This is a genomic window from Aquirufa nivalisilvae (assembly GCF_004307455.1).
In the GTDB taxonomy this organism is placed as follows: domain Bacteria; phylum Bacteroidota; class Bacteroidia; order Cytophagales; family Spirosomataceae; genus Aquirufa; species Aquirufa nivalisilvae.
In genome coordinates, this window is sequence record NZ_SEWX01000008.1 from 318,976 (window position 1) to 341,220 (window position 22,245).

At 38.3% G+C, this 22,245-nt stretch carries 16 protein-coding genes; 9 read left to right on the top strand and 7 right to left on the bottom strand.

Going from position 1 to position 22,245, the window contains the following annotated elements:
* The first annotated feature begins 169 nt into the window (after window positions 1–169).
* A complete protein-coding gene (gene rocD / locus EWU22_RS12370; protein ID WP_130925796.1) occupies window positions 170–1,393 on the top strand; it encodes an ornithine--oxo-acid transaminase in 1,224 nt (407 codons plus the stop codon).
* A 3-nt stretch (window positions 1,394–1,396) separates the two neighbouring features.
* On the opposite strand, the gene EWU22_RS12375 is transcribed toward rocD, so the two are convergent.
* Both EWU22_RS12375 and rho read right to left on the bottom strand, forming a co-directional pair.
* Window positions 1,397–2,224: a dioxygenase family protein gene (locus EWU22_RS12375; protein WP_130925797.1), complete on the bottom strand. Its 828-nt coding sequence runs from the start codon at window positions 2,222–2,224 to the stop codon at window positions 1,397–1,399.
* Between the two features lies 1 nt (window position 2,225).
* Window positions 2,226–3,743, bottom strand: coding sequence for a transcription termination factor Rho (gene rho / locus EWU22_RS12380; RefSeq protein WP_231962899.1), 1,518 nt, complete (start codon window positions 3,741–3,743; stop codon window positions 2,226–2,228).
* Between the two features lie 309 nt (window positions 3,744–4,052).
* Here rho and EWU22_RS12385 point away from each other — a divergent pair, with 309 nt between their 5' ends.
* From EWU22_RS12385 to bioA, 3 genes are read left to right on the top strand one after another with little or no spacing between them, the layout of a single operon-like run.
* Entirely contained in the window at window positions 4,053–5,195 is a 1,143-nt protein-coding gene (locus EWU22_RS12385) for an aminotransferase class I/II-fold pyridoxal phosphate-dependent enzyme (protein WP_130925798.1), read from the top strand.
* A complete protein-coding gene (bioD, locus tag EWU22_RS12390; RefSeq protein ID WP_130925799.1) occupies window positions 5,192–5,803 on the top strand; it encodes a dethiobiotin synthase in 612 nt (203 codons plus the stop codon). The genes EWU22_RS12385 and bioD overlap by 4 nt, the downstream gene beginning before the upstream one ends.
* On the top strand, window positions 5,781–7,088 hold the full coding sequence (gene bioA / locus EWU22_RS12395; protein ID WP_130925800.1) for an adenosylmethionine--8-amino-7-oxononanoate transaminase: 1,308 nt from the start codon (window positions 5,781–5,783) through the stop codon (window positions 7,086–7,088). The genes bioD and bioA overlap by 23 nt, the downstream gene beginning before the upstream one ends.
* Here bioA and EWU22_RS12400 read toward each other — a convergent pair.
* Window positions 7,078–7,461 carry a nuclear transport factor 2 family protein gene (locus tag EWU22_RS12400; RefSeq protein ID WP_161566860.1) on the bottom strand — a complete coding sequence of 128 codons (384 nt, stop codon included), beginning with the start codon at window positions 7,459–7,461 and terminating at the stop codon, window positions 7,078–7,080. The two genes, bioA and EWU22_RS12400, sit on opposite strands and share 11 nt — an antisense overlap.
* A gap of 91 nt (window positions 7,462–7,552) precedes the next feature.
* Complete coding sequence (locus EWU22_RS12405) at window positions 7,553–9,163, bottom strand: GMC family oxidoreductase (protein WP_130925801.1); 1,611 nt, start codon at window positions 9,161–9,163, stop codon at window positions 7,553–7,555.
* A gap of 66 nt (window positions 9,164–9,229) precedes the next feature.
* Between EWU22_RS12405 and EWU22_RS12410 the strand changes: the two genes are divergently transcribed.
* Window positions 9,230–9,811 (top strand): HupE/UreJ family protein, encoded by a 582-nt coding sequence (locus EWU22_RS12410; RefSeq protein ID WP_130925802.1) that lies wholly within the window; start codon window positions 9,230–9,232, stop codon window positions 9,809–9,811.
* Window positions 9,812–9,862: 51 nt separating this feature from the next.
* Here the strand turns inward: EWU22_RS12410 and EWU22_RS12415 are convergent, their stop codons facing one another.
* Both EWU22_RS12415 and EWU22_RS12420 read right to left on the bottom strand, forming a co-directional pair.
* Window positions 9,863–10,828, bottom strand: coding sequence for a ribonucleoside-diphosphate reductase small subunit (locus tag EWU22_RS12415; RefSeq protein WP_109323907.1), 966 nt, complete (start codon window positions 10,826–10,828; stop codon window positions 9,863–9,865).
* Between the two features lie 160 nt (window positions 10,829–10,988).
* Window positions 10,989–11,594 carry a hypothetical protein gene (locus EWU22_RS12420; RefSeq protein ID WP_130925803.1) on the bottom strand — a complete coding sequence of 202 codons (606 nt, stop codon included), beginning with the start codon at window positions 11,592–11,594 and terminating at the stop codon, window positions 10,989–10,991.
* Between the two features lie 86 nt (window positions 11,595–11,680).
* Between EWU22_RS12420 and uvrA the strand changes: the two genes are divergently transcribed.
* The 3 genes from uvrA to EWU22_RS12435 all read left to right on the top strand — a co-directional run bounded on the left by uvrA (window position 11,681) and on the right by EWU22_RS12435 (window position 18,040).
* Window positions 11,681–14,536, top strand: a complete 2,856-nt coding sequence (gene uvrA / locus EWU22_RS12425; RefSeq protein WP_130925804.1) for an excinuclease ABC subunit UvrA — start codon at window positions 11,681–11,683, stop codon at window positions 14,534–14,536.
* A 9-nt stretch (window positions 14,537–14,545) separates the two neighbouring features.
* Window positions 14,546–16,027 carry an NADH-quinone oxidoreductase subunit N gene (locus EWU22_RS12430; RefSeq protein ID WP_130925805.1) on the top strand — a complete coding sequence of 494 codons (1,482 nt, stop codon included), beginning with the start codon at window positions 14,546–14,548 and terminating at the stop codon, window positions 16,025–16,027.
* Between the two features lie 96 nt (window positions 16,028–16,123).
* Window positions 16,124–18,040: an amidophosphoribosyltransferase gene (locus EWU22_RS12435; protein WP_109323911.1), complete on the top strand. Its 1,917-nt coding sequence runs from the start codon at window positions 16,124–16,126 to the stop codon at window positions 18,038–18,040.
* A 133-nt stretch (window positions 18,041–18,173) separates the two neighbouring features.
* Here the strand turns inward: EWU22_RS12435 and EWU22_RS12440 are convergent, their stop codons facing one another.
* Complete coding sequence (locus EWU22_RS12440; protein WP_161566861.1) at window positions 18,174–20,870, bottom strand: T9SS type B sorting domain-containing protein; 2,697 nt, start codon at window positions 20,868–20,870, stop codon at window positions 18,174–18,176.
* A gap of 217 nt (window positions 20,871–21,087) precedes the next feature.
* Between EWU22_RS12440 and EWU22_RS12445 the strand changes: the two genes are divergently transcribed.
* Window positions 21,088–22,173 (top strand): PorP/SprF family type IX secretion system membrane protein, encoded by a 1,086-nt coding sequence (locus EWU22_RS12445; RefSeq protein ID WP_130925807.1) that lies wholly within the window; start codon window positions 21,088–21,090, stop codon window positions 22,171–22,173.
* The last annotated feature ends 72 nt before the right edge of the window (window positions 22,174–22,245 follow it).

The window sequence follows — 22,245 nt, forward strand, 5'->3', positions numbered from 1 at the left end:
TATACAGATTTGCTATACAGATTTGACAACTTTTAAAAAGTTGTCAAATCTAAGTTGTCAAATCTAAATTGCCGAATCCAAGTCGTCAAATACAAGCAAATACCAACCAAATTCAAGCCAAGCAAGGACAATCAAAACCACCCCAAATTAACGATAAGCATATTTCGCCATGACCAGCCAAGAATTCATTGAACTAGAAGATAAATACGGCGCCCACAATTATCATCCAATTCCCGTTGTTTTAGAAAAAGGCCAAGGGGCCATCGTTTGGGATGTGGATGGAAAAGAATACCTCGATTTCTTATCTGCTTATAGTGCTGTTAACCAAGGACATTGCCATTCTAGGTTACTAGAAGTCATGATAAAACAAGCGCAACAATTAACCTTAAGTTCCAGAGCTTTTCATAATAACCAACTGGGTTTAGCCGAAAAAAAACTGGCCGACAAATTTGGATACGATAAGGTCTTATTCATGAATACGGGTGTTGAAGCCGGAGAATCTGCCATCAAGTTGACCCGTAAATGGGGCTATGAAATAAAAGGTATTCCAAGTAATCAAGCTCATATTATTGTGGCAGAAGGGAATTTTTGGGGTAGAACCCTAGCAGCCATCTCAGCATCCAATGATCCACAAAGCTATACCAACTTTGGGCCATTTTTACCCGGATTTATCAAAATCCCTTACAATGATCTAGCTGCATTGGAATCCGCTCTAAAAAATCCCAATGTAGCAGGTTTTATGGTGGAACCCATTCAAGGAGAAGCAGGTGTCATATTACCTGATTCTAACTATTTAAAAAAGGCCATCGAACTTTGTCAAGCTGCCCAAGTTTTGTTCATTGCCGACGAAATCCAAACTGGTTTAGGCAGAACAGGTGCTTGGCTAGCCTGTGATCATGAGAACGTTAAACCTGACATTTTACTATTAGGGAAAGCTCTTTCAGCTGGATTCATGCCTGTTTCAGCCGTGCTTTGTCGAGATGAGATCATGCTAACCCTAAAACCAGGAGAGCATGGATCAACCTTTGGAGGAAATCCCCTCGCTTGCGCCATTGCCTCCGAAGCTATCGATATATTGGAGGATGAAAATTTAATTGAAAATGCCCAAATTAGAGGAAATCAATTACTGAGTTTTTTACATGATTTGGCAAAAAAATGTCCACTCATAAGAGAAGTGAGAGGCAAAGGTCTTCTTTGTGCGATTGAAATAAATACAGATGAAGAGAGTCCAATAGCTTGGGAAATCTGCTTATCCATGATGAAATCTGGTTTATTAGCAAAACCTACTCATGGCAATAAAATTCGCTTGGCTCCTCCTCTTTGTATTTCGGAAAATGACATAAAAAAAGCCTGCCAAATAATTGAACAGACTTTCGCAAACTGGAAATCGTAATACTTATTTTATCTCAAAACAACGCATGGAAATACCTCCATAAACCAGCTCATCATAGGTATAATGAACCTCTTCTCCCTTTCTAGCTAAAGCCAAAGCGTATAACATAGGAATATAATGATCGGGGGTAGGAACTGATTCCATTCCTCCCGGTGCTCCTTCGTAGTTAATCAAAGCACTCAAATCCTTATCTTGAATTTTTTGACTTGACCATACATCAAACTCTTGTGCCCAATCATAACCAAATGCCTCTCGACCATTTCCTAAATTGGCCATACTAGCACGTAAGTTGTGAACAATATTACCACTTCCTAAAATCAAAACACCTCTTTCTCGCAAAAACTGTAATTCCTGAGCCAAGCTGACATGATATTCCAAAGGCTGGCCATAATCAATGGAAACCTCAAAACAAGGTAGTTCTGCTTTAGGGAACAAATGACATAACACTGTCCATGCCCCGTGATCCAATCCCCACTCGGTTGTGGCATGAATCTTTGCACTATGAGATGCTAACAAATTGGCATCCTCCGAATCGCCAACTGCTGGATAGGGAAACGTATGTAATGCTGGCGGAAATCCCCCAAAATCATAAATTATCTTAGGCTTCGCACTTGCTTGAACAAAAGTTCCTCGAGTCAACCAATGGGCAGAAATAATTAAGACCGCCTTGGGGCTATTATGCTCCAAAACGGTCTTACCTAATTGATTTAAATGCTGCGTAAAAGGATTATCTGCCAAAGCATTCATGGGACTACCATGACCTACAAACCATACCGGTTGTATGCTATTGGTTTTCTCCAAAGAGAATAATTCCTTAGGCAATATGCTCATCTTATCGATTCATCGATACCAAGAACTCTTCATTGGTTCTAGTACCTTTCATTTGTTGTTGCAAGAACTCCATGGCTTCTACCGAATTCATATCGGACATATGCTTGCGCAATATCCAAACTCGTTGCAATACCGCCGGATCCATTAATAAATCCTCACGACGAGTACCCGATGCTGTAACGTCAATAGACGGATAAATACGACGGTTAGACAATTTACGATCCAACTGTAATTCCATATTACCCGTTCCTTTAAATTCTTCAAAAATCACCTCATCCATTTTTGATCCTGTCTCAATTAATGCTGTAGCAATGATGGTCAAAGAACCTCCATTCTCCACATTGCGAGCCGCACCAAAGAAACGTTTTGGTTTATGCAAAGCATTAGCATCCACACCCCCTGATAAAATCTTACCCGAAGATGGAACCACAGTATTATAAGCACGAGCCAAACGTGTGATAGAATCCAATAAAATAACAACATCATGGCCACATTCAACCATACGTTTTGCTTTTTCCAAAACAATGCTAGCCACTTTCACGTGACGCTCTGCCTGCTCATCAAAGGTCGAAGAAATTACCTCCGCACGAACTGAACGCTGCATATCCGTTACCTCTTCTGGACGTTCATCGATTAACAAAATAATCAAATAAACCTCTGGATGATTCCGAGAAATAGCATTGGCTATATCTTTCAATAAAACCGTCTTACCTGTTTTAGGCTGTGCCACAATCATACCACGCTGACCCTTACCAATTGGGGCAAAAAGATCTAAAATACGTGTGGAATAATTATCCGCCGAAGTAGATAAGTTCAATTTCTCCTCAGGAAATAAAGGTGTCAAGTATTCAAAATTAATACGGTCACGAATCTCATCCGTGGTTTTACCATTCACCGTTTCAATTTTCAATAAAGCAAAGTACTTCTCTCCTTCTTTCGGAGGACGAATTGTTCCTTTAATGGTATCTCCAGTTTTCAAACCAAACATTTTGATTTGTGAAGGTGATACATAAATATCATCTGGTGACGCTAAATAATTATAATCAGAAGAACGCATGAAACCATATCCTCCCTCTTGCATAATCTCTAAAACACCTTCATTTTCAATCAAACCATCCAATTCTTTGATAACTTGATTGTAATTAGAACGTTTGAAATGTGGCTGTGGAGTAACTGGCGCCTCTTCTTTGGGTAATTTCTTTAAGTCCTCTGGACTACCTTGAGCCGAACGAGCTTCCGCACCATTCTCCTCCCCTGTAACAAATGACGTATCTACCAAAAATTCATCCGCTGGAATGATGGCATCGTATTCAATAGGTTCTTCAACCTGGGTGGCAACAGGTGTTGAAGTTGGTTCTTGCTGAACTTGAACAACAGGAGCGGCTTCATCTAGTTGAAAACTAGGTGTTGAAGGATCTTGATCTTCTCCAGTTTTTTTAATTCTTTGCCTTTTCGGGCGCTCAGTAGCAGGTAAATCTTCTTGTACTTTTTTTACTCTCCTGATCGGTTTCTCTTCCATAAAATGGGAAATGATGAATCTTAAATGAATAACAGTCCCGATTCCTTTTCAAAAGGATTTTGTGAAATGCCCAAAAGCAAATTATCTACAAAATTGTGAAACTAACAATAGATGGAATGGAATCTGGAATATTGAATAGAGCGCTTACGATATTGAAGCACAGTGCAATACTACGTTACAACACTGAATTTGTCAAGCCTTTTCTAAGTTTTTTACTCGTTTAATCAATATTTTGGACAAAATTGGGGGATATCTGTAGTATTTCCCCGCTACGGCTCATTATTTTTGTACTTTTATGGCCTGAATATCATGAGCAAGATCCAACAATATTTAGTCGATCAATTGGAAATCCGTCGGAAAGATGGCCTTTTACGGAGCCTACAACACGTGGATCATTTCATCGATTTTTGCTCCAATGACTACCTAGGTTTAGCCAAAAATCAAGAACTAAACCGGTTGATTACCAAAGATTTTGAAAATTGGTTAGCACAAAACAATGGGCAAATTCCCATCAATGGGGCAACGGGTTCTCGACTAATTTCAGGCAATAATTCTTTGGTTGAAAATTTCGAAATAGCTTGTGCACAAATACACCATGCTGAAGCAGCCCTTCTCTTTGGCTCGGGCTTTGAAGCAAATCTAGGCTTACTCTCTTCCATCAGTCAAGCAGATCATGTTGTCTTTTGTGATCAACTCCTTCATGCTAGCATCATTGATGGCATTCGTTTAGGGAAAGGCAAAAAAGTTATATTTAAGCATAATGATTGGGAAGCTCTGTCCACTGAATTGGCCAAATATCCCCATCAAACCAAATGGGTAGTCGTAGAATCCATTTATTCCATGGATGGAGATCAAGCGCCTCTTCAAAAATACATAGAACTCAAACAACTATACGATTTCGAATTAATTGTAGATGAAGCCCATTCTGGTGGAGTACACGGGTTTAAAGGTGCTGGCTTAGTTCAAGAGCTAGGGCTTGTTGATCAAGTATTTGCTCGAGTGATCACTTTTGGAAAAGCATGGGGCAATGCTGGTGCTGTGGTATTAGGCTCTCAAGCTTTGAGACAATACCTTATCAATTTTGCACGTTCCTTCATCTATTCTACAGGTCCTACTCCCGCCCACATATGTGCCTTATTAACCACATTACATTACATACAGATTCAAGATGAACTGCGAGAAAAATTAAAGAAAAACATCACGTTTTTTCAAGAACATAGCTCCCACCCAAATTGGGGAAAAAGCCAAAGTGCCATTCAAACGTTCATAGTTCCAGGCAATCAAGAAGTTAGACGTATCGCCCAACTAGCCCAAGAAAAAGGCTTTGGCTTAAAACCTATTGTTTACCCAACCGTTCCCAAAGGAGAAGAACGCATTCGAATTACCTTAAGTGCCTTGACCCAACAACAAGACATGCTTGATTTAATTCAATTATTAGAATCAAATATATGAGTCAGACCATCATTGTGGCTGGAATTGGAACAGAAATTGGAAAGACTGTTGTTTCAGCAATTCTTACAAAGGCTCTAGAAGCCGACTATTGGAAACCCATTCAATCAGGCGATTTGGACCAAGGGGATGCCTATTGGATTCAGCAATGGGTAAAACACCCTAATCTAACTATTTGGCCTTCTACCTACCGACTAAGCCAACCGCTTTCTCCTCATACTGCTGCTGAATTAGATGGAATAAGCATTGAATTGAATCAATTTCAAAAACCAGCAAGTTCACAACCTTTAGTGATTGAATTAGCCGGTGGCCTAATGGTTCCCATCAATGATCAGCAAACCAATATAGACTTAATACAATCCTTAGATGCTCCCGTAATTTTAGTGAGCAAAAATTACCTAGGAAGTATTAATCATACCTTACTGAGTTTTGAAATGCTAAAACAAAGAGGCATATCCATCTTAGGTATTATTTTTAACGGTCCAGAAAATCCATCTGGAGAAAAATTTATTCTCAATTACACCCAATTGCCCTTACTTTTGCGTGTTAATGAAGAGCAAAAAATAGATGATAGCATCATAGATCATTATGCCCAACAAGTCCATTTATAATTCTTACGTCCAAAGGGATGCTGCCGTTATTTGGCATCCTTTTACACAACACCAGATTGAACCCTTTTCTATCCCCATTACTAAAGGAGAAGGTTGCTGGTTATATGGAGAAAATGAAGAAAAGTACTTAGACGCCATTAGTTCTTGGTGGGTGAATATCCACGGTCATGGGCATCCATATATGGCGCAAAAGATCTATGAACAAGCTCTTAAAATTGAGCAGGTTATTTTTGCTGGCTTCACCCATGAACCTGCTATTACTTTGTCGGAAAGGCTTTTAGCACATTTGCCAAATCATTTCCAAAAAGTATTTTTCTCAGATAATGGTAGTACGGCTGTAGAAGTAGGCGTGAAAATGGCCTTACAATATTTCCATAATCAAGGAATTACTCAAAAGAGGAAAATCCTTGCCTTACAAGACGCCTACCATGGTGATACTTTTGGTGCCATGAGTCTAGGAGCTCCCAGCTCTTTCAATGCACCGTTTCAAGACATGTTGTTTGAGGTAGAGTTCATCTCCCAGCCCAACAATCCTGAAGCATGTATTCAGGACATGAAATCTCGTTTAGCCTCAGCCCCAGATGAATATGCTGCCTTTATTTTTGAACCATTGGTTCAAGGGGCAGGTGGAATGCTGATGTACGAAGCAAGCACATTAGATACCTTAATTCAATTGGCACATGAGCATGGTTTATTATGTATTGCAGATGAAATCATGACGGGTTTTGGCAGGACTGGAAAATGGTTTGCCATGGATTATTTGCATGAAAAACCAGATATCGTTTGTTTGTCAAAAGGACTTACAGGAGGCATGATGGCCATGGGAGTAACTTGTTGTTCCAATGAATTATTCGATAGTTTTTTGTCCAATGACCGTAAAAAGACCTTGTTTCACTCCCATTCATTCACTGCCAATCCACTGGCATGTGCTGCAGCCAATGCAAGTTTGGATTTAATGGAAAAAGAAGAAACTTGGATCAATATTGAACGTATCATGCTCGAGCATCAACAATGGGCAGAATCTCAAAAAAATCACCCTATACTACAAAATATTCGTCAACAGGGTACCATCTTAGCCTTGGATTTGCAAGTAGGTGAAGCCACTGGATACATGCACCCGCTTCGTGATATTGCTTACCAATATTTCATAAAAAAAGGGATCTTATTAAGACCCCTTGGAAATACTCTGTATATTTTGGCTCCATATTGCATCAAAAATGAGGAATTAACACTCATTTATCAGGCGTTAGAAGCATTCGCAGAAGAACTGCGAATTACTTATTGATCTTTAAAGATTGCCAAGAAACCATTTGCCAACGGCCATTCTCAAAAATAAAAACGTCTGTAAATTTTAAACGATTAACAGGCAAAAAGGCTCCATCCTTTTTATTGGTCACATTCACAATACCCGTATTGATACCAATATTACCATAAATTCGCTGAGTAAATTCTTCTGGCTCTATAATCGCATAAATGGTTTTCTGAGAAACGATGGATTCAATGTAAGACGCTTTGGTGTCTTGAGTGCCCGAAGAGTGAATATACACTAAGTCTTTGTGTAAAACTTTGTCTAATCCAGCACCGTCTTGTGCTACCATGATTTTAAATCGATTCAATTCCGCCTCTCTCAGAGAGTTCACATCCGCTTTCTGTGCCATAAGGTAAAAGGTCGTGCAAAAGCACGCTAGTGTTAATAATAGGTTTTTCATAATTCGTTTTTTAAACATAAAAACAATATTCATCATTTTCTTACTCAAAATCAAAATCTAAGATCAAATCCGCTGCTTTTTCAGCAATAGCCATTACCGCAGCGTTGGTATTCCCAGCCACCAATTCCGGCATGACAGAAGCATCTGCTACACGTAATCCTTTCAAGCCACGTACTCTCATATCCGATGGATCTACCACGGCATCTCGACCTATTCCCATGCTACAAGTACCCACTGGATGGTACACACATTCCAAGGCTTCCTGTATGTGATTCAAAATAAATTCCTCAGACCAATCTGATCCTGCAGGATAATTAACTTGATCATTCAATCGCAAAGGCTCAAAAGCCGAGGATAACATAATTTCTTTGGCCAACTTAACTCCCCGAACCAGCGTTGCCAAATCTTCTCCTCCTACATCTGTTAAAAATTGAGGATCAATCAAAGGTGCATCCCAAGGGTTAGATGACCTCAACCCCACATATCCTCTACTTTTGGGTTTCAACAAGGTAGGTAATACTGTATAACCATCGGATAAGGGCAAATTATTCTTATCATACAAGTCGTAGGCCCAAGCAGAAGAAAAATGAAATTGCAAATCTGGACGTTCTGATTGATGAACCGAATCAAAAAAGGCACAAGCCTCTAAAGGACTAGACGATAGTGGCCCTTGATGACTCATGAGATAAGTCGCAAAATTCTTCAAATTCAAGGCCATATTATAGGATTCCCCTTGTGTATTGGCCCTTGTATTCATATTAATAAACACATGATCTGAAAGATTTTGACCTACTTTTGATAAGTTATGTCGACAAGCTATTCCAAAAGATCGTAAATAGGATTCATCTCCAATTCCCGACAAAAGCATAATTTGTGGGCTTTGAAAAGAGCCTGCTGACAAAATCACATCTTTATTAGCCCGATATTCCGACAGATTTTTAGAACCTCGATAATATCCCTGAACCCCCAAGACCTTTTCTCCTTCCATCACTAAAGAGGCTACATGAAATTGGCTAATAATTTTCAAATTGCTGCGTTTCAATGCTGGTGCAATAAAACCTTTAGCTGCTGAGCTCCGAACTCCATCTTGAATAGTAAATTGAAAATAGCCCGCCCCAACCTGCTTTTCTCCGTTAAAATCCCTATTCTCTGGAATCCCAACTTCTTGACAAGCCTCCACAAATGCTTGACCGAATGGACTAATATGTACGGCATTACTTATTGTAATGGGACCATCATGTCCATGGTAATCGTTAGAAAAGAAAGTATTTCTTTCAGATCTTTTAAAATAGGGCAATAAATCTTGGTATGCCCAACCCTTACATCCAGCAGCAGCCCAATCATCAAAATCAGCTGAGTTTCCTCGGATATAGGCCATGCAATTAATCGCGCTGCTTCCTCCTATGGTCTTCCCTCTCGGCTGATATATTTTTCGCCCATTTAGCATAGCTTGTGGTTCCGTATAAAAGTTCCAATCTAAATGGCTTTTTTGCAGTAAGGAATAAGCAGAGGGCATTTCCACACGAGGATCTTGGTTATTTATTCCTGCCTCCACCAACAATACAGAAATGTTGGGGTTAGAAGATAGTCGATTCGCTAAGACGCATCCTGCTGTTCCGGCCCCCACAATGATGTAATCAAAACTAGACATATTTAAATAGGTCGATTTGCTTTATTTTCCTGAATTTCAATAATTTTACACAAAAACCACATAATAATGACCTATTTTAATACCTATTTAACTCTTGGCTTACAACATATTTTAAATATTCAAGCTTTAGATCATTTACTATTTATACTGTCTCTTACATGTATTTACCGATTCTCAGATAGTAAAAACCTATTCTTTCTAATAACAGCTTTTACTTTAGGGCATTCATTAACACTGGCATTAGCTACACTGGGTTGGATTCAAGTTTCCATGCATTGGATTGAATTCTTGATCCCATGCACCATCTTAATATCAGCCATTGGAAATTTTACTTTTAAAGACTCAGGTCTAAAAAAACAAGAAAACTCCATACTAAAATATATTTTGGTTGGTATCTTTGGTCTAATCCATGGCTTGGGTTTTTCGAATTACCTACAAAGTTTATTAGGTAAAGAAAGCTCCATCGTTGGCCCTTTATTTGCTTTCAATGTTGGCTTAGAAATAGGTCAAATTGTGGTAGTAATCAGTATTTTGATTATTTCGAGCTTATTGATTCGATTAATAAAAATCAAAATGACTTCTTGGGTGCTCGTCATCTCAGGTATTGTGATTGGCCTAGTCATCCCCATGATAGTAGAGAGATGGTAAAAAAAAAGCCTCTCAAAATTGAGAGGCTTTTCAATATCGATTATCGATCTACTAAAAGTCTTCGTCTAAACTGAACGACATGGTATCCTTGTCAGACATTACTCCTGATTTTTGATATTCAGCCACACGCTTTTCAAAGAAATTTGTCTTACCCTGTAAGGAAATCATTTCCATGAAATCAAATGGGTTAGACGCATTGTAAAACTTCTTGCATCCTAAGGAAACCAATAAACGGTCAGCAACAAACTCAATGTATTGACACATCAAATCAGCATTCATTCCAATCAAGGAAACAGGTAATGCTACGGTCACAAATTCTTTTTCAATCTCCACCGCATTCGTGATAATTTCATATACACGTTCTTGAGATACTTTATTTTTGATGTGATCTGTATATAACAAACATGCAAAATCACAGTGCAAACCTTCGTCGCGAGAAATCAACTCATTGGAGAAAGATAAACCTGGCATTAATCCACGTTTCTTTAACCAGAAAATAGAACAGAATGATCCTGAGAAAAAGATCCCCTCTACCGCTGCAAATGAAATCAAACGCTCGACAAAACTTTCACTCTCGATCCATTTCAATGCCCACTCCGCTTTTTTCTTAACGCAATCAATGGTTTCGATGGCTCTCAACAAACGATCTTTCTCTTTAGGTTCTTGAATGTAGGTATCTATCAACAAGGAATATGTTTCCGAGTGAATGTTTTCCATCATGATTTGAAAACCATAAAAACATTTAGCCTCTGCATATTGAACCTCTTTCAAAAAGTTATTGGCTAAATTCTCGTTAACAATTCCATCCGAAGCAGCGAAAAACGCCAAAACATGAGAAATAAAATGACGCTCTCCGTCATTCATTTTCTTCCAATCGGCTAAATCTTGTTGTAAATCAATTTCCTCTGCAGTCCAAAAAGAAGCTTCCGCTTGTTTATAAAACTTCCAAATATCGTTGTGTTTAATTGGGAAAAGTACGAATCGGTTGGGGTCTTCCACCAAAAGAGGTTCAGTCATTGTCAGGTTAGATGATTAGGGTAAAACATTATTTCGAAATTAAGCATTTATGCGTGAAAAAAATGGAGAAGTCTCATTAAAAAAATGAAAATTATCAGAATCTCATAGCATGAGCTAATTCTAGCTTATATACCCTAAAATCTTACAATTGTTTTGAAAATTAAAAGAAAAACCCGCCTACTTGAACCACTAATGCAGAGCCATAGGGAGATACTTTACCTGAGGAGGAGCTATAATTTAGATCATACATCACAGATAAATTAATTCCAAGCTTGGATCCAATACCTATACCCACTAATACGGGATTAGAATATCCATAATAGTTACTGGCATTACTGTCCGACAAATTGGAATAATTTTCCACTTGACCCACTAAATAACTCTGACCCAGCAAGGCTGTTAAAGTAGGAATGTACTGTCGAATAAAAATACGCTCGCCTAGTAGATTACTGGTTAACTTTCCAATATTTCCTCCATAATTAACAGAATAATACTGGTAAGTTAATCCTACACCAGCTATGGTATTATTAGCCAATTGATAACCTGCCATGGGAGAAACACCAATACTTGTGGGATTTCCGAAACTCAACCCCGAAAGTCCTCCACCAAAATGCAAGCGTTGGCGAAAGGTTAACTCGCTCACATCGGGTTCTACATCCAAATCTCCTTTGGCCCCCTCTTCTTTAATAACTACTGGTTCCTGGGCCTTAGATTCAAAAATCACACCACAACTGATTAAAAAACAAAGTAAGAATATATGTTTCATGAATATTTTTTTGAGTAAAAACGAAAAAATTGGTGGATTATGATGTTGAAAATACGATTAACAAAATTAAAGGATAATTTTGTTATATGAATCATCCGAATTCGAGTTTGGTAAGCAATCAGGGAATAGAAAATTTAGACCCTAGAACACACATCATCATCAAAGGTGCCCGTGTCCATAATTTAAAAAATTTGGATGTCGCCATTCCACGTAATCAATTAGTCGTTATAACAGGTTTATCTGGCTCAGGTAAATCCTCATTAGCTTTCGACACACTTTTTGCTGAAGGCCAACGTATGTACGTTGAAAGTCTCAATAGCTATGCCCGTCAATTTCTTGGTCGTATGGAAAAACCTGCCGTAGATTATATTCGGGGCGTTTCTCCTGCTATAGCCATTGAGCAAAAAGTCAATACAAAAAACCCTAGATCAACCGTAGGTACTACTACCGAAATATATGATTACCTCAAATTACTTTTTGCCCGAATCGGAAAAACGTATTCCCCCATTTCAGGTGTAGAAGTAAAAAAAGATTCAGTTTCAGTGATTGTGGACTGGATTATGCAATTCCCACAAAAGAAAGTCATCATTCTAGCTCCCCTACTCCGACATGAAGGTCGAGGTCTAAAGAATGAATGTCAATTATTAATTCAAAAAGGATACACACGTTTAAAATTAGGAGATGATATTTTGAATTTGGAGGAGTTAGTGGAGGATGATGCATTATTGAAAAAAATAGATAAAAACTCAGCTGACTTGGCCATTTTGGTTGATCGCCTAATCAGTAAAGCGGACGACGAGGAAACTCAATTTCGCCTAGGGGATTCAGTCCAAACAGCTTATTTTGAAGGTGAAGGAATTTGTTGGGTTGAATTAGAGGGTCAAAAAAGAAAAATCTTCTCTGATAAATTTGAGTTAGATGGAATCTCTTTTGAAGAACCCAGCTTAAATCTGTTCTCTTTCAATAATCCGTATGGTGCTTGTAAAAATTGTGAAGGTTATGGAAAGGTATTAGGTTTAGACCCTGATTTAGTTTTTCCTGATACCGAGCTTTCGGTATACGAAGGGGCGATTGCTCCATGGAGAAGTGAACGCATGAGCGAATGGCTTTATCCATTGATTCGTAATGGAGTTAGCTTTGATTTTCCCATACATCGACCATATAAAGACCTGACAGTTCAAGAGAAGCAATTACTTTGGACTGGAAATAAATATTTTGCTGGATTGACTCAATTCTTTGAGCATCTTGAAAAAGAAACCTACAAAATCCAATACCGTGTTTTGCTTTCTCGCTACCGAGGTAAAACGAATTGCCCAGAATGTTTAGGTTCAAGATTGAGAAAAGATGCAGCTTATGTTAAAATTCAGGAACATTCCATCATTGACATGGTGCTTTGGCCAATCTCCAAAGTCAAAAGCTTTTTTGATAATTTAGAATTGAATGAAGCAGACCAACAAGTTTCTCGTCGAATATTAATCGAAATCAAAAATAGATTGGATTATATGAACCGAGTAGGTTTGGGTTATTTGACATTAAACCGACTTAGTTCAACACTTTCAGGAGGGGAATTCCAACGCATTAAATTGGCTACATCTTTAGGTAGTGCCTTGGTAGGTTCCATGTATATTTTAGATGAGCCCAGCATAGGTCTACATCCAAGAGATACGGAAAGACTTATCTCTGTATTGTTGATGCTCAAGCAAATGGGCAATACCGTGATCGTGGTAGAACATGAGGAAGATATCATGCGTGCAGCAGATCAAATCATTGATATTGGACCAGAAGCTGGTCGACATGGTGGAGAGCTCATGTTCCAAGGAAATTTAGAGGAAGCTTTGAGCCGACATGACCTGACTAGCCATACGATGCAGTTTTTGCAAGGAATAGATAGAATCGAAATTCCTTCCTTCCGCAGAAAGAGTTTGGCTCATATTGAAATCATTGGAGCTAGTGAGAATAATTTAAGAAATGTCTCTGTTAAGATTCCATTAGGAATATTGACAGTAGTTACGGGTGTCAGTGGATCAGGGAAATCAACTTTGATTCGTAAAATATTATATCCTGCACTTTTACGTCAATTACAATTAGGAACCGAAGAAACTGGGAAATTCAAAGAATTAAAAGGGAGTGTTTCTCAGATTGCTAGTGTGGAAATGGTAGATCAACAACCTATTGGTAAGTCTTCCCGTTCTAACCCGGTCACCTATATTAAAGCCTATGACGCCATTCGTGCTTTATATGCTGAATTACCATTAGCCAAAACCAGAGGTTATAAACCATCTCACTTCTCTTTCAATGTAGAAGGAGGCCGTTGCGAAACTTGCCAAGGAGAAGGAGAAATCACCATTGAAATGCAATTCATGGCGGATATTAAATTAGTCTGTGAATCATGTCAAGGAAGTAGATTCAAGCAAGAAATATTGGATATTAAATTTCAAGACAAAAATATTGCTGAAATACTGGACATGACGGTGGAAGAAGGTGTGGCATTTTTCAAAAGTAAAACACCGAAAATTGCCGAAAAGATTGATCCACTATTTCAAGTTGGACTTGGCTATATCAAATTAGGACAGTCATCCAATTCGCTTTCAGGCGGAGAAGCACAACGAGTGAAATTAGCTAGCTTCTTAGGTAAAGGAAACCCCAACAAGGGAAAGACCTTATTTATTTTTGATGAACCGACCACTGGTTTACACTTTCATGATATCAAAAAACTGTTGAAAGCCTTAAATGATTTGGTAGAGCAGGGAGACAGTGTTATCATCATTGAGCATAATATGGAAGTGATTAAATGCGCTGATCATATTATCGATTTAGGACCCGATGGTGGAGAAGCGGGAGGGCAAATCTGTTTTGAGGGCAGTCCTGAAGAAATGGTTAAATTGGAGAATAATCCCACGGCGCACTATTTAAGTCAAAAAATACTAGGCAAAAAACTGTAAGTTTACAATATGTTTTCTCCAGAAATACTTCAATCCTTACCTCAGAAGCTAGATGGAATTAGCCAAGGACTTTCCTTGATGATTCCTGAATTACTTCTTTGCATTTGGATTTTGGTTGGAATATTTGCCGAGTTATTTTTACATGGGAGATCCATTAAATTCTCTACCTCTTGGCGTTATTTCATTACTCAAATTGGCTTATTATTAGCCTTTGTGTTAGCCATACAACGTATGACTACGAGTATGACAGGATTTGCTTCATTTTCCCTATTTTGGATTAATTCGGGTAGTAATTCCATCAATGCCTTACTTTTATTTTTGGCGATAGTTTTAATTCTAGTCAATCAAGCTCAACAAAAAAGTTTCCAGTTTGAAGAGAAAATGGGTTTTTTGTCCATTTTGGGTGGTGCTCTTTTGGTTTCCATAAGTAGCCATTGGTTAAGTATATTTTTAAGCATCGAATGGATGTCTTTGGGGACTTATTTATTAGTAGGTATACGAAAAGACGCGGAAGGGTCTAGAGCGATATTACCCTATGTGTTATTCGGTTTGGCTAGTACGGCATTTTTACTATATGGAATTTCCTTCGTATATGGTATTACGGGAACGATGCATATCACCAATCCGGCGTTTAGCAGAGGTTTATCAACGGCCGACCCCTATTTAGTTGGCCTTGCGCTCACTTTAATCGCCAGTTCCCTTTTATTTAAATTGGCTTGGGCCCCATTTCACCCATGGAGTCCTGATGTGATCGAAAGTTTACCTGCCTCTTGGATGACATGGATCTCAACGGCTCCCAAAATAGCCATTACATTTTTGGGTATTCGATTACTCCATTTTATTCCAATTTCATTAGAAGTCCCAATTGCTTTTTTAGCTATTTTGACCTTATTGGTAGGTAATTTGGGAGCATTAGGACAAAGGAATTCGAAGCGACTCCTTGCTTATTCAGGTATTGCACATGGAGGTTTCATGGCTATGGCTTGGTTATTTCCTAGCCAGCAAGCTACGGAAGTACTCTTATTTTATTCATTAATCTACGGCTTGAGCTCGCTATTAGTATTTTATTTAATTGATGAGGCTCCTTCTGGACCTTATAAATCCCAAGATTTAGAAAATTGGAGTGGATTGGCAAAAAGTCGACCGCTGGCTTCCTTATTTTTATTAATCGGAATGGTGGCTTTGGCCGGTTTACCTCCAGCGGGGAGCTTCATTGCGAAGGTTACTTATTTTTCTTTTTTATGGGAAAAATATCAAAACAGTTCTCAAATTTTAACCTTGGTTTTATTAGTAACGGCTATTTTAACAACAGCTTTAGGAATTTTCTATTATTTAAAGATTCCGTACCAAATTTATTTCAAGAAAAATACGCAAGAAGAAGGCGTAGTTATTTGGAACGAAAATGGAAATATGTGGGTTTATGCGGTATTGGTGGTATTTATTTTGGGAAGCTTCTTAGCCCCTACAGCTATTTGGGATTTCTTAAAATAAGGAAATAAATAATGTACATTTCCGTTGAGCCATCATTTTAATTACTTAGTTTTGTATTCGATTTTGAGTAAAAACCTCTTCTGAAACGCATACCAAATGTCTGATTCAATAAAGCACGAATGTGGAATTGCCCTTATTCGATTGCGCAAGCCCTTTCAGTATTATCTGGATAAGTATAAAACGCCGACCTATGGCCTGAGCAAATTGTACTTGATGATGGAAAAACAAGTCAATCGAGGTCAAGATGGAGCAGGGGTCGCCAATATCAAAATCAATGTTAATCCAGGAAACCGATATATCAGCCGGTACCGCTCAGTAGAGCCACAAGCAGTAGCCGATATCTTCGGAAAAATCAACAAGAAATTCAGGAAAGCACAAAAATTAGCCAAAGATGTGAAGCGTGAAACGGGCATTGACCCGAGTCATGATGCGGCGTGGTGGCAAGAAAATGTAGCCTTTACTGGAGAAGTATTGTTAGGGCACTTACGCTATGGTACACATGGACAAAATGAAATAGAAAACTGTCACCCGATGTTACGTCAAAGTAACTGGAGAAGTCGCAATTTAGTGATGGCAGGTAATTTCAACATGACCAATGTGGATGACTTATTTGACAAATTAGTTTCCTTAGGTCAACACCCGAAGGAAAAAGTAGATACGGTCACTGTCATGGAGAAAATTGGTCACTTTTTGGATGAAGAAAACCAAAGACAATTTTTGAAATATCGAGACCAATATGAAAACCCAGAGCTATCTGATATTCTAGCTGAGCAAATCGATTTAGTTCGTGTATTGGAGCGTTCATGTAAAGATTTTGATGGCGGCTACGCTATGGTCGGTTTAACAGGATATGGCGCATCCTTTGTGGCTCGTGATCCTGCGGGTATTCGTCCTGCATACTATTACATGGATGAAGAAGTTGTGGTGGTAGCGTCTGAGAAGCAAGCTATCAAAACCAGCTTCAATTGCGCTTATGACCAAATTCAAGAAATCACTCCTGGTTCTGCCTTAGTTATTGACATGGATGGCTCCGTAAAAGAAGCTCCATTCATCGATCGTTTAGAGCAAAAATCATGTTCTTTTGAGCGTATTTATTTCTCAAGAGGTTCAGATCCAGATATCTATTCAGAGCGTAAAAAATTAGGTCGATTATTAATCCCTCAAATTCTCGAGGAAGTAAACAATGACCTTAAAAATACCGTATTCTCTTACATTCCCAACACAGCAGAAACTGCATTTTTGGGCATGATTGATGGCTTAGAAGACCATTTAGCTAAAGAGAGAAAACAGGCTATCATGGGAGGTATTCTTTTTGAAAAAGAATTGGAAGAAATGTTGACCTTCCGCCCAAGGGTAGAGAAATTGATTTCCAAAGATGTGAAGGTTCGTACGTTTATTACGAGCGACGAGCAAAGGGACGACATGGTTTCTCATGTGTATGATACTACCTATGAGGTAATCAATAAAGGAGTTGATTCCGTTGTTTTAATTGATGATTCCATTGTTCGCGGAACGACCTTAGAGAAGAGTATTTTAAGTCTATTAGACAAATTGTCTCCAAAGAAAATAGTCATTGTTTCTTCTGCTCCACAAATCCGATATCCTGATTGTTATGGTATCGACATGTCGAAGATGAAGGAATTTGTTGCCTTTAGAGCTGCACTTGCCCTTTTAAAAGAAAGAGGATTAGAAAGTATATTGGATGAAGTTAACTTAAAATGCCTAGTTGCCTTAGAAAATGGTACGGCTCATACCGAAAACTTCGTTAAAGCAATATATGCACCGTTTACCGACCAAGAAATCTCCAATAAAATAGCAGATATTGTTCGTCCTAAGCACATTAAGGCTGAAGTTGCAGTCATTTACCAAACCGTTGACAATTTAAATGTAGCTTGCCCGAATCATTTAGGTGATTGGTATTTTACAGGTAATTTCCCTACCTCAGGAGGAAATCAAGTAGTTAATAAAGCATTTGTCAATTTCATGAAAGGAATTGAGGTAAGAGCTTATTAAAATTTTGTGTAAAAATCCTTAACGCTGTCAAGGTTTTGAACCTTGACAGCGTTGTTTTTTTCAAGCATTTTGAAAAAGAACGAATGAGATTTCGTTCATATTGTCTCCATAAAATCTTTATCAATTAACTGATTTAATACGCCACAACAACAGCTCCACGTAAGGTCATAACACCTTTTTCTGGGAAGTTTTCGGGAGTCGATTGATATTGAATTACCCATGCATAGGTATCTGGAGGAACTAATTGTCCATTGAATTTCCCATCCCAAGATAATTCTGCCGAATTAGAACTCTGCTTAGAAAAAAGCATTTCTCCCCAGCGATTAAATATTTGAACATTGACAATCTGGGTTCTAGCAGGGTTCTTAGGAATCGGATTGAAGGTATCATTTTTCCCATCCCCATTGGGAGTAAATATCGATGGAGCAAAAACCAAAGGTTCGCATTTATCCGGCACCTCATATGTACTAGATGTGATACAACCATCAGCATCTTTAATTTCTACTTGATAAGTACCATTTCGATTAATTTTGGCATAGTTCAAATTCAAGGCACTGACTATGGCTGAATTAGGTGACCAAGCAAAGGTAAAATCTCGACTATTTCCTGCTATTTGTAATATAGCTTGTGGAGTTACTTCATCCATACAAATGAAATAATCCTTTTTAGGAAAGAAATATTCATTGGTTAAGAAATTAACCTGTGTTTTTTTAGTGACAGAACAACCTGTTGCGGTATCAGTCACCACTACTTCATAAGCACCTCCTGGCTTTGGAACAACTATCTCCGGAGTCTTATCTTTTGAACTCCATTCAAAAGTCAAGGTCTTTTGAGGAGGAAGCTTATCTAATTTAACTTTGGCATTATCCTTGCAGATGCTATTATACTCCTCTTTTAAACTAAGAGGCTCCATGATTTGAATATCAAATTCCTGCGCATCCAAAAGAAAATCCTTCACACAAACATTGGAAATAGCTGCTGTAATGACATATTTTCCCGCATCCTTAAATTTGTGTTTCATGACATCCCCTTCATAAGAATAATAAAGCGTTCCTTCTGGATTTAAGGGAACCGTTAAACCTGTATTTGTGGGAAAAGGACTCAGAGTTGTCTTATATATTTTCCATACAATTTTGTCATTGTTCATGGGGTCGCATAGTTTTTTATCGACCTTATAGCTAAAGGTAGTTCCCTCACATGATTGCTTGATGCTCGGCGGGCTACTTGGATTTGGAGGAGAGGGAATGGATGGGGGAAGTCCCAACTGGCTGGTCACATTGGTAGGAAAGGTAACTGCATTCGGTTCATACTTCGCTCGCTTAAGTGAGTCGGCATTACTTATTAAATCATTGGTCTTAGTAATTTTTCCTAAAGTTGAACTTCCTTCAATTGCCACAAAGATGATCGTATTATACACGGGATCAATCTGCAATGCCCCTATTTTAGCTAAAGTATCTAACAATACCCTTTTAGATGCCAAAATGGTATCTGCATTATTTTTGGATATATTAAACTGCAAAATTTGAGAATTGATAGTCTTCCCATCTCCTTGCATCGATACGTAAAGCACTTTTTTATCTTGAGAATATTCCACCCCATAAATGGTAGGTGGCGAAGCTCCTAAATCTAATGTGGTTAAATATGTTGGTTTACCTTTACCAGAAGCATCATAATCAAACAAATCCAACTTGTTGGTTGGAGGTCCAGGAATTACTACAGCCATCTTACTCCAATCGGTTGAAATTTTGGTATAACCAGCTGAACTAGTTAAGCTGGTAGACCCAGAAGGGCTGGTAATAGTTGGAGCAGAAATACCTGCATCAGATACCTTGAAAGTGCGTATGGTATTGCTATTAGCATCTTGAGAAATCAACCAATAAAAACCAGAACCTCCCTGTGAGGCGACTAAACGTTCGGTACTTGGGACAGGACTCAATAATTGATTGATAACAGATAATCCCCCTTTCCCTTTGTTCAGCTTCATATCCACAATACTGTAATAAATCTGATTTTCATTCGCTGCATTTTTCTTCAATGTGAAAATATAATACTCCGATTGGCAGCCTTTACAGGAAGTTTTAGGCATAGTTGTCACCCCTTGAGAATTACTAATATCGCCATTGATTAAAGCAGCAGGATCTTTGGTGTAAGTAATGGGATTATTATTGCGGTCAAAGACTTTTTGACCATCCGTGTAATAGATGATACTGTTAGTTTGATCTGTCATAACAGCCACACCATTAGGCACATTAATTCGGCCAGTGGTGGGAGTTGGGTTATCTGGATTTTCAAATTTCACTCCAGCACTGCTTCCAAAATACCAAGCTGGAGGAGCTTTCAATAATACTTGATTGGGATCTCTCTCCCCACAAATATCAATCTGCATTTTGGCTTCGGCAGAACAACCCGACTGAGGTTCGGTTATTTTCACGGAATAACAGCCTGATTCTCTTACTTTGATGGTATCTGTCGTTTGCCCCTTAGGATACCACAACACCTCAATGGGATAAGACGGCCTCCCCACTTTTTGAAAGGCATTCAAAACCAATTCTTGCCCTAAACAAATCGTTTTTTTTACTTCAGATGTATCTTTTCCCAAATATATGTAAGGCAATTTTCCAATGATTACTTTTTCAGTTAAAACCACAGGAGGAGTATTTGCTACTGGACTTTGGATAGCCACCTTAACCGTATAAGTACCTGGCATGCAATACTGATGTACACCCGTTGCCGAGCTTTTTTTATCACCTGGAGCAGATGGTTCACCAAAATCCCATGAAAAAGTAGTACCTGTTGGAAAATGTTCTGTCAATTCAAAGACAGTTGCCATATCAGGATTAACCCCTTTTTCACAGTTGGCGCATTGAGTAATACAATTGTTGCGAAAAACAATTTTGGGATCCGAAAATGCTCGGAAAGAAACAAGCCAAACCAGAAAAAGAAATAGATACTTTTTAATCATTCAAGAGGTAGGCAAGTACATGGATTAAGCACAAAATAACGTAAAATATTGGTTTTTGAAAAGCTAAGTACTAAATTGCTTGGCTATGCGACGTAAACTCGGATCATACCGTATTGTTTTTTTCTTTTTTGGCGCATTTCTGATGGGTCCATTAAAAGTACTTGCACAAGACCCTCAGCTTTCGCAATTCTATTCAGCTCCGCTTTTAATTTCACCAGCTTTTGCTGGAATTAATAATACATCTAAGATTAATTTCAATCATCGAAATCAATGGCCCAATCTTAGTTCAAGTTATCAATTTTCTTCCTTAACGGCTGATATCAATTTCTCTCATATAAATAGTGGTGTGGGATTGGTGATGACTACGGATAAACAATTTTCCAATTTACAAACGACATCCATTGGTTTACAGTATGCCTATCACATCAATTTAGCGGAAGAAAGTTCTATTTCCGTAGGTATACAAAGTTCCTATGTCAACCGAGGATTAGATTATTCGAATTTGATTTTTGGAGATCAATTTAACACGAACAATGGGAGTATCAATCAAAACAGTGATGACCCTATTCTGAAAAATTGGGAGAAAAATGGGGCTTCTACTAATTACACGGACTTTTCAACAGGAGCTATGTTGAATCTAAGAAACTCATGGGTAGGATTATCTGTACATCATTTAAACACACCAAATCAATCATTATCGAGTAGAACATCCACTATTATTTCACCTGTGGCGATGAAATTTAGTATTCAATTGGGTACAAAGATTATGCTAGAAGACAGTTATTTCGAACAAAATTCTTATCGGGCCCGAAATACTGAAAAAAGCATCAGTCCTGTTTTAAATTACAAACATCAAGGAACATTTGACCAATTGGATTTAGGGGCATATTTGACGCTTTCACCCATTGTTTTAGGGGCTTGGTACCGAGGTGTTCCCATTAAAAAAAGCAGTGATGGAATCATGAATAGTCGAGAATCCATTGTAGCTTTAGTGGGTTACCGACTAGATAATTTCTCGGTTGGCTATTCCTATGATTTAACTATTTCAAACCTAGGTTTACCTTCTGGAGGAGCCCATGAAATTTCGATTGCCTATTTATTTGATTGGGACATATCCTTGAAAAAACCGTATTTAAAGATAAAACGAACTTTGGCTTGTCCTAAATTTTAATTCGAGCCCCCTTTAAGTAAATAATAAATAATAAGCACCTTCAGTAATAAAAAAGGCTTAATTTTGTATAAA

What these genes read in the sequence shown, in the direction of transcription:
- rocD (WP_130925796.1), top strand. Translation starts at nt 170, where the DNA reads ATGACCAGCCAAGAATTCATTGAACTAGAAGATAAATACGGCGCCCAC.
- EWU22_RS12375 (WP_130925797.1), bottom strand. Translation starts at nt 2,224, where the DNA reads ATGAGCATATTGCCTAAGGAATTATTCTCTTTGGAGAAAACCAATAGC.
- rho (WP_231962899.1), bottom strand. Translation starts at nt 3,743, where the DNA reads ATGGAAGAGAAACCGATCAGGAGAGTAAAAAAAGTACAAGAAGATTTA.
- EWU22_RS12385 (WP_130925798.1), top strand. Translation starts at nt 4,053, where the DNA reads ATGAGCAAGATCCAACAATATTTAGTCGATCAATTGGAAATCCGTCGG.
- bioD (WP_130925799.1), top strand. Translation starts at nt 5,192, where the DNA reads ATGAGTCAGACCATCATTGTGGCTGGAATTGGAACAGAAATTGGAAAG.
- bioA (WP_130925800.1), top strand. Translation starts at nt 5,781, where the DNA reads ATGCCCAACAAGTCCATTTATAATTCTTACGTCCAAAGGGATGCTGCC.
- EWU22_RS12400 (WP_161566860.1), bottom strand. Translation starts at nt 7,461, where the DNA reads ATGGCACAGAAAGCGGATGTGAACTCTCTGAGAGAGGCGGAATTGAAT.
- EWU22_RS12405 (WP_130925801.1), bottom strand. Translation starts at nt 9,163, where the DNA reads ATGTCTAGTTTTGATTACATCATTGTGGGGGCCGGAACAGCAGGATGC.
- EWU22_RS12410 (WP_130925802.1), top strand. Translation starts at nt 9,230, where the DNA reads ATGACCTATTTTAATACCTATTTAACTCTTGGCTTACAACATATTTTA.
- EWU22_RS12415 (WP_109323907.1), bottom strand. Translation starts at nt 10,828, where the DNA reads ATGACTGAACCTCTTTTGGTGGAAGACCCCAACCGATTCGTACTTTTC.
- EWU22_RS12420 (WP_130925803.1), bottom strand. Translation starts at nt 11,594, where the DNA reads ATGAAACATATATTCTTACTTTGTTTTTTAATCAGTTGTGGTGTGATT.
- uvrA (WP_130925804.1), top strand. Translation starts at nt 11,681, where the DNA reads ATGAATCATCCGAATTCGAGTTTGGTAAGCAATCAGGGAATAGAAAAT.
- EWU22_RS12430 (WP_130925805.1), top strand. Translation starts at nt 14,546, where the DNA reads ATGTTTTCTCCAGAAATACTTCAATCCTTACCTCAGAAGCTAGATGGA.
- EWU22_RS12435 (WP_109323911.1), top strand. Translation starts at nt 16,124, where the DNA reads ATGTCTGATTCAATAAAGCACGAATGTGGAATTGCCCTTATTCGATTG.
- EWU22_RS12440 (WP_161566861.1), bottom strand. Translation starts at nt 20,870, where the DNA reads ATGGCAACTGTCTTTGAATTGACAGAACATTTTCCAACAGGTACTACT.
- EWU22_RS12445 (WP_130925807.1), top strand. Translation starts at nt 21,088, where the DNA reads ATGCGACGTAAACTCGGATCATACCGTATTGTTTTTTTCTTTTTTGGC.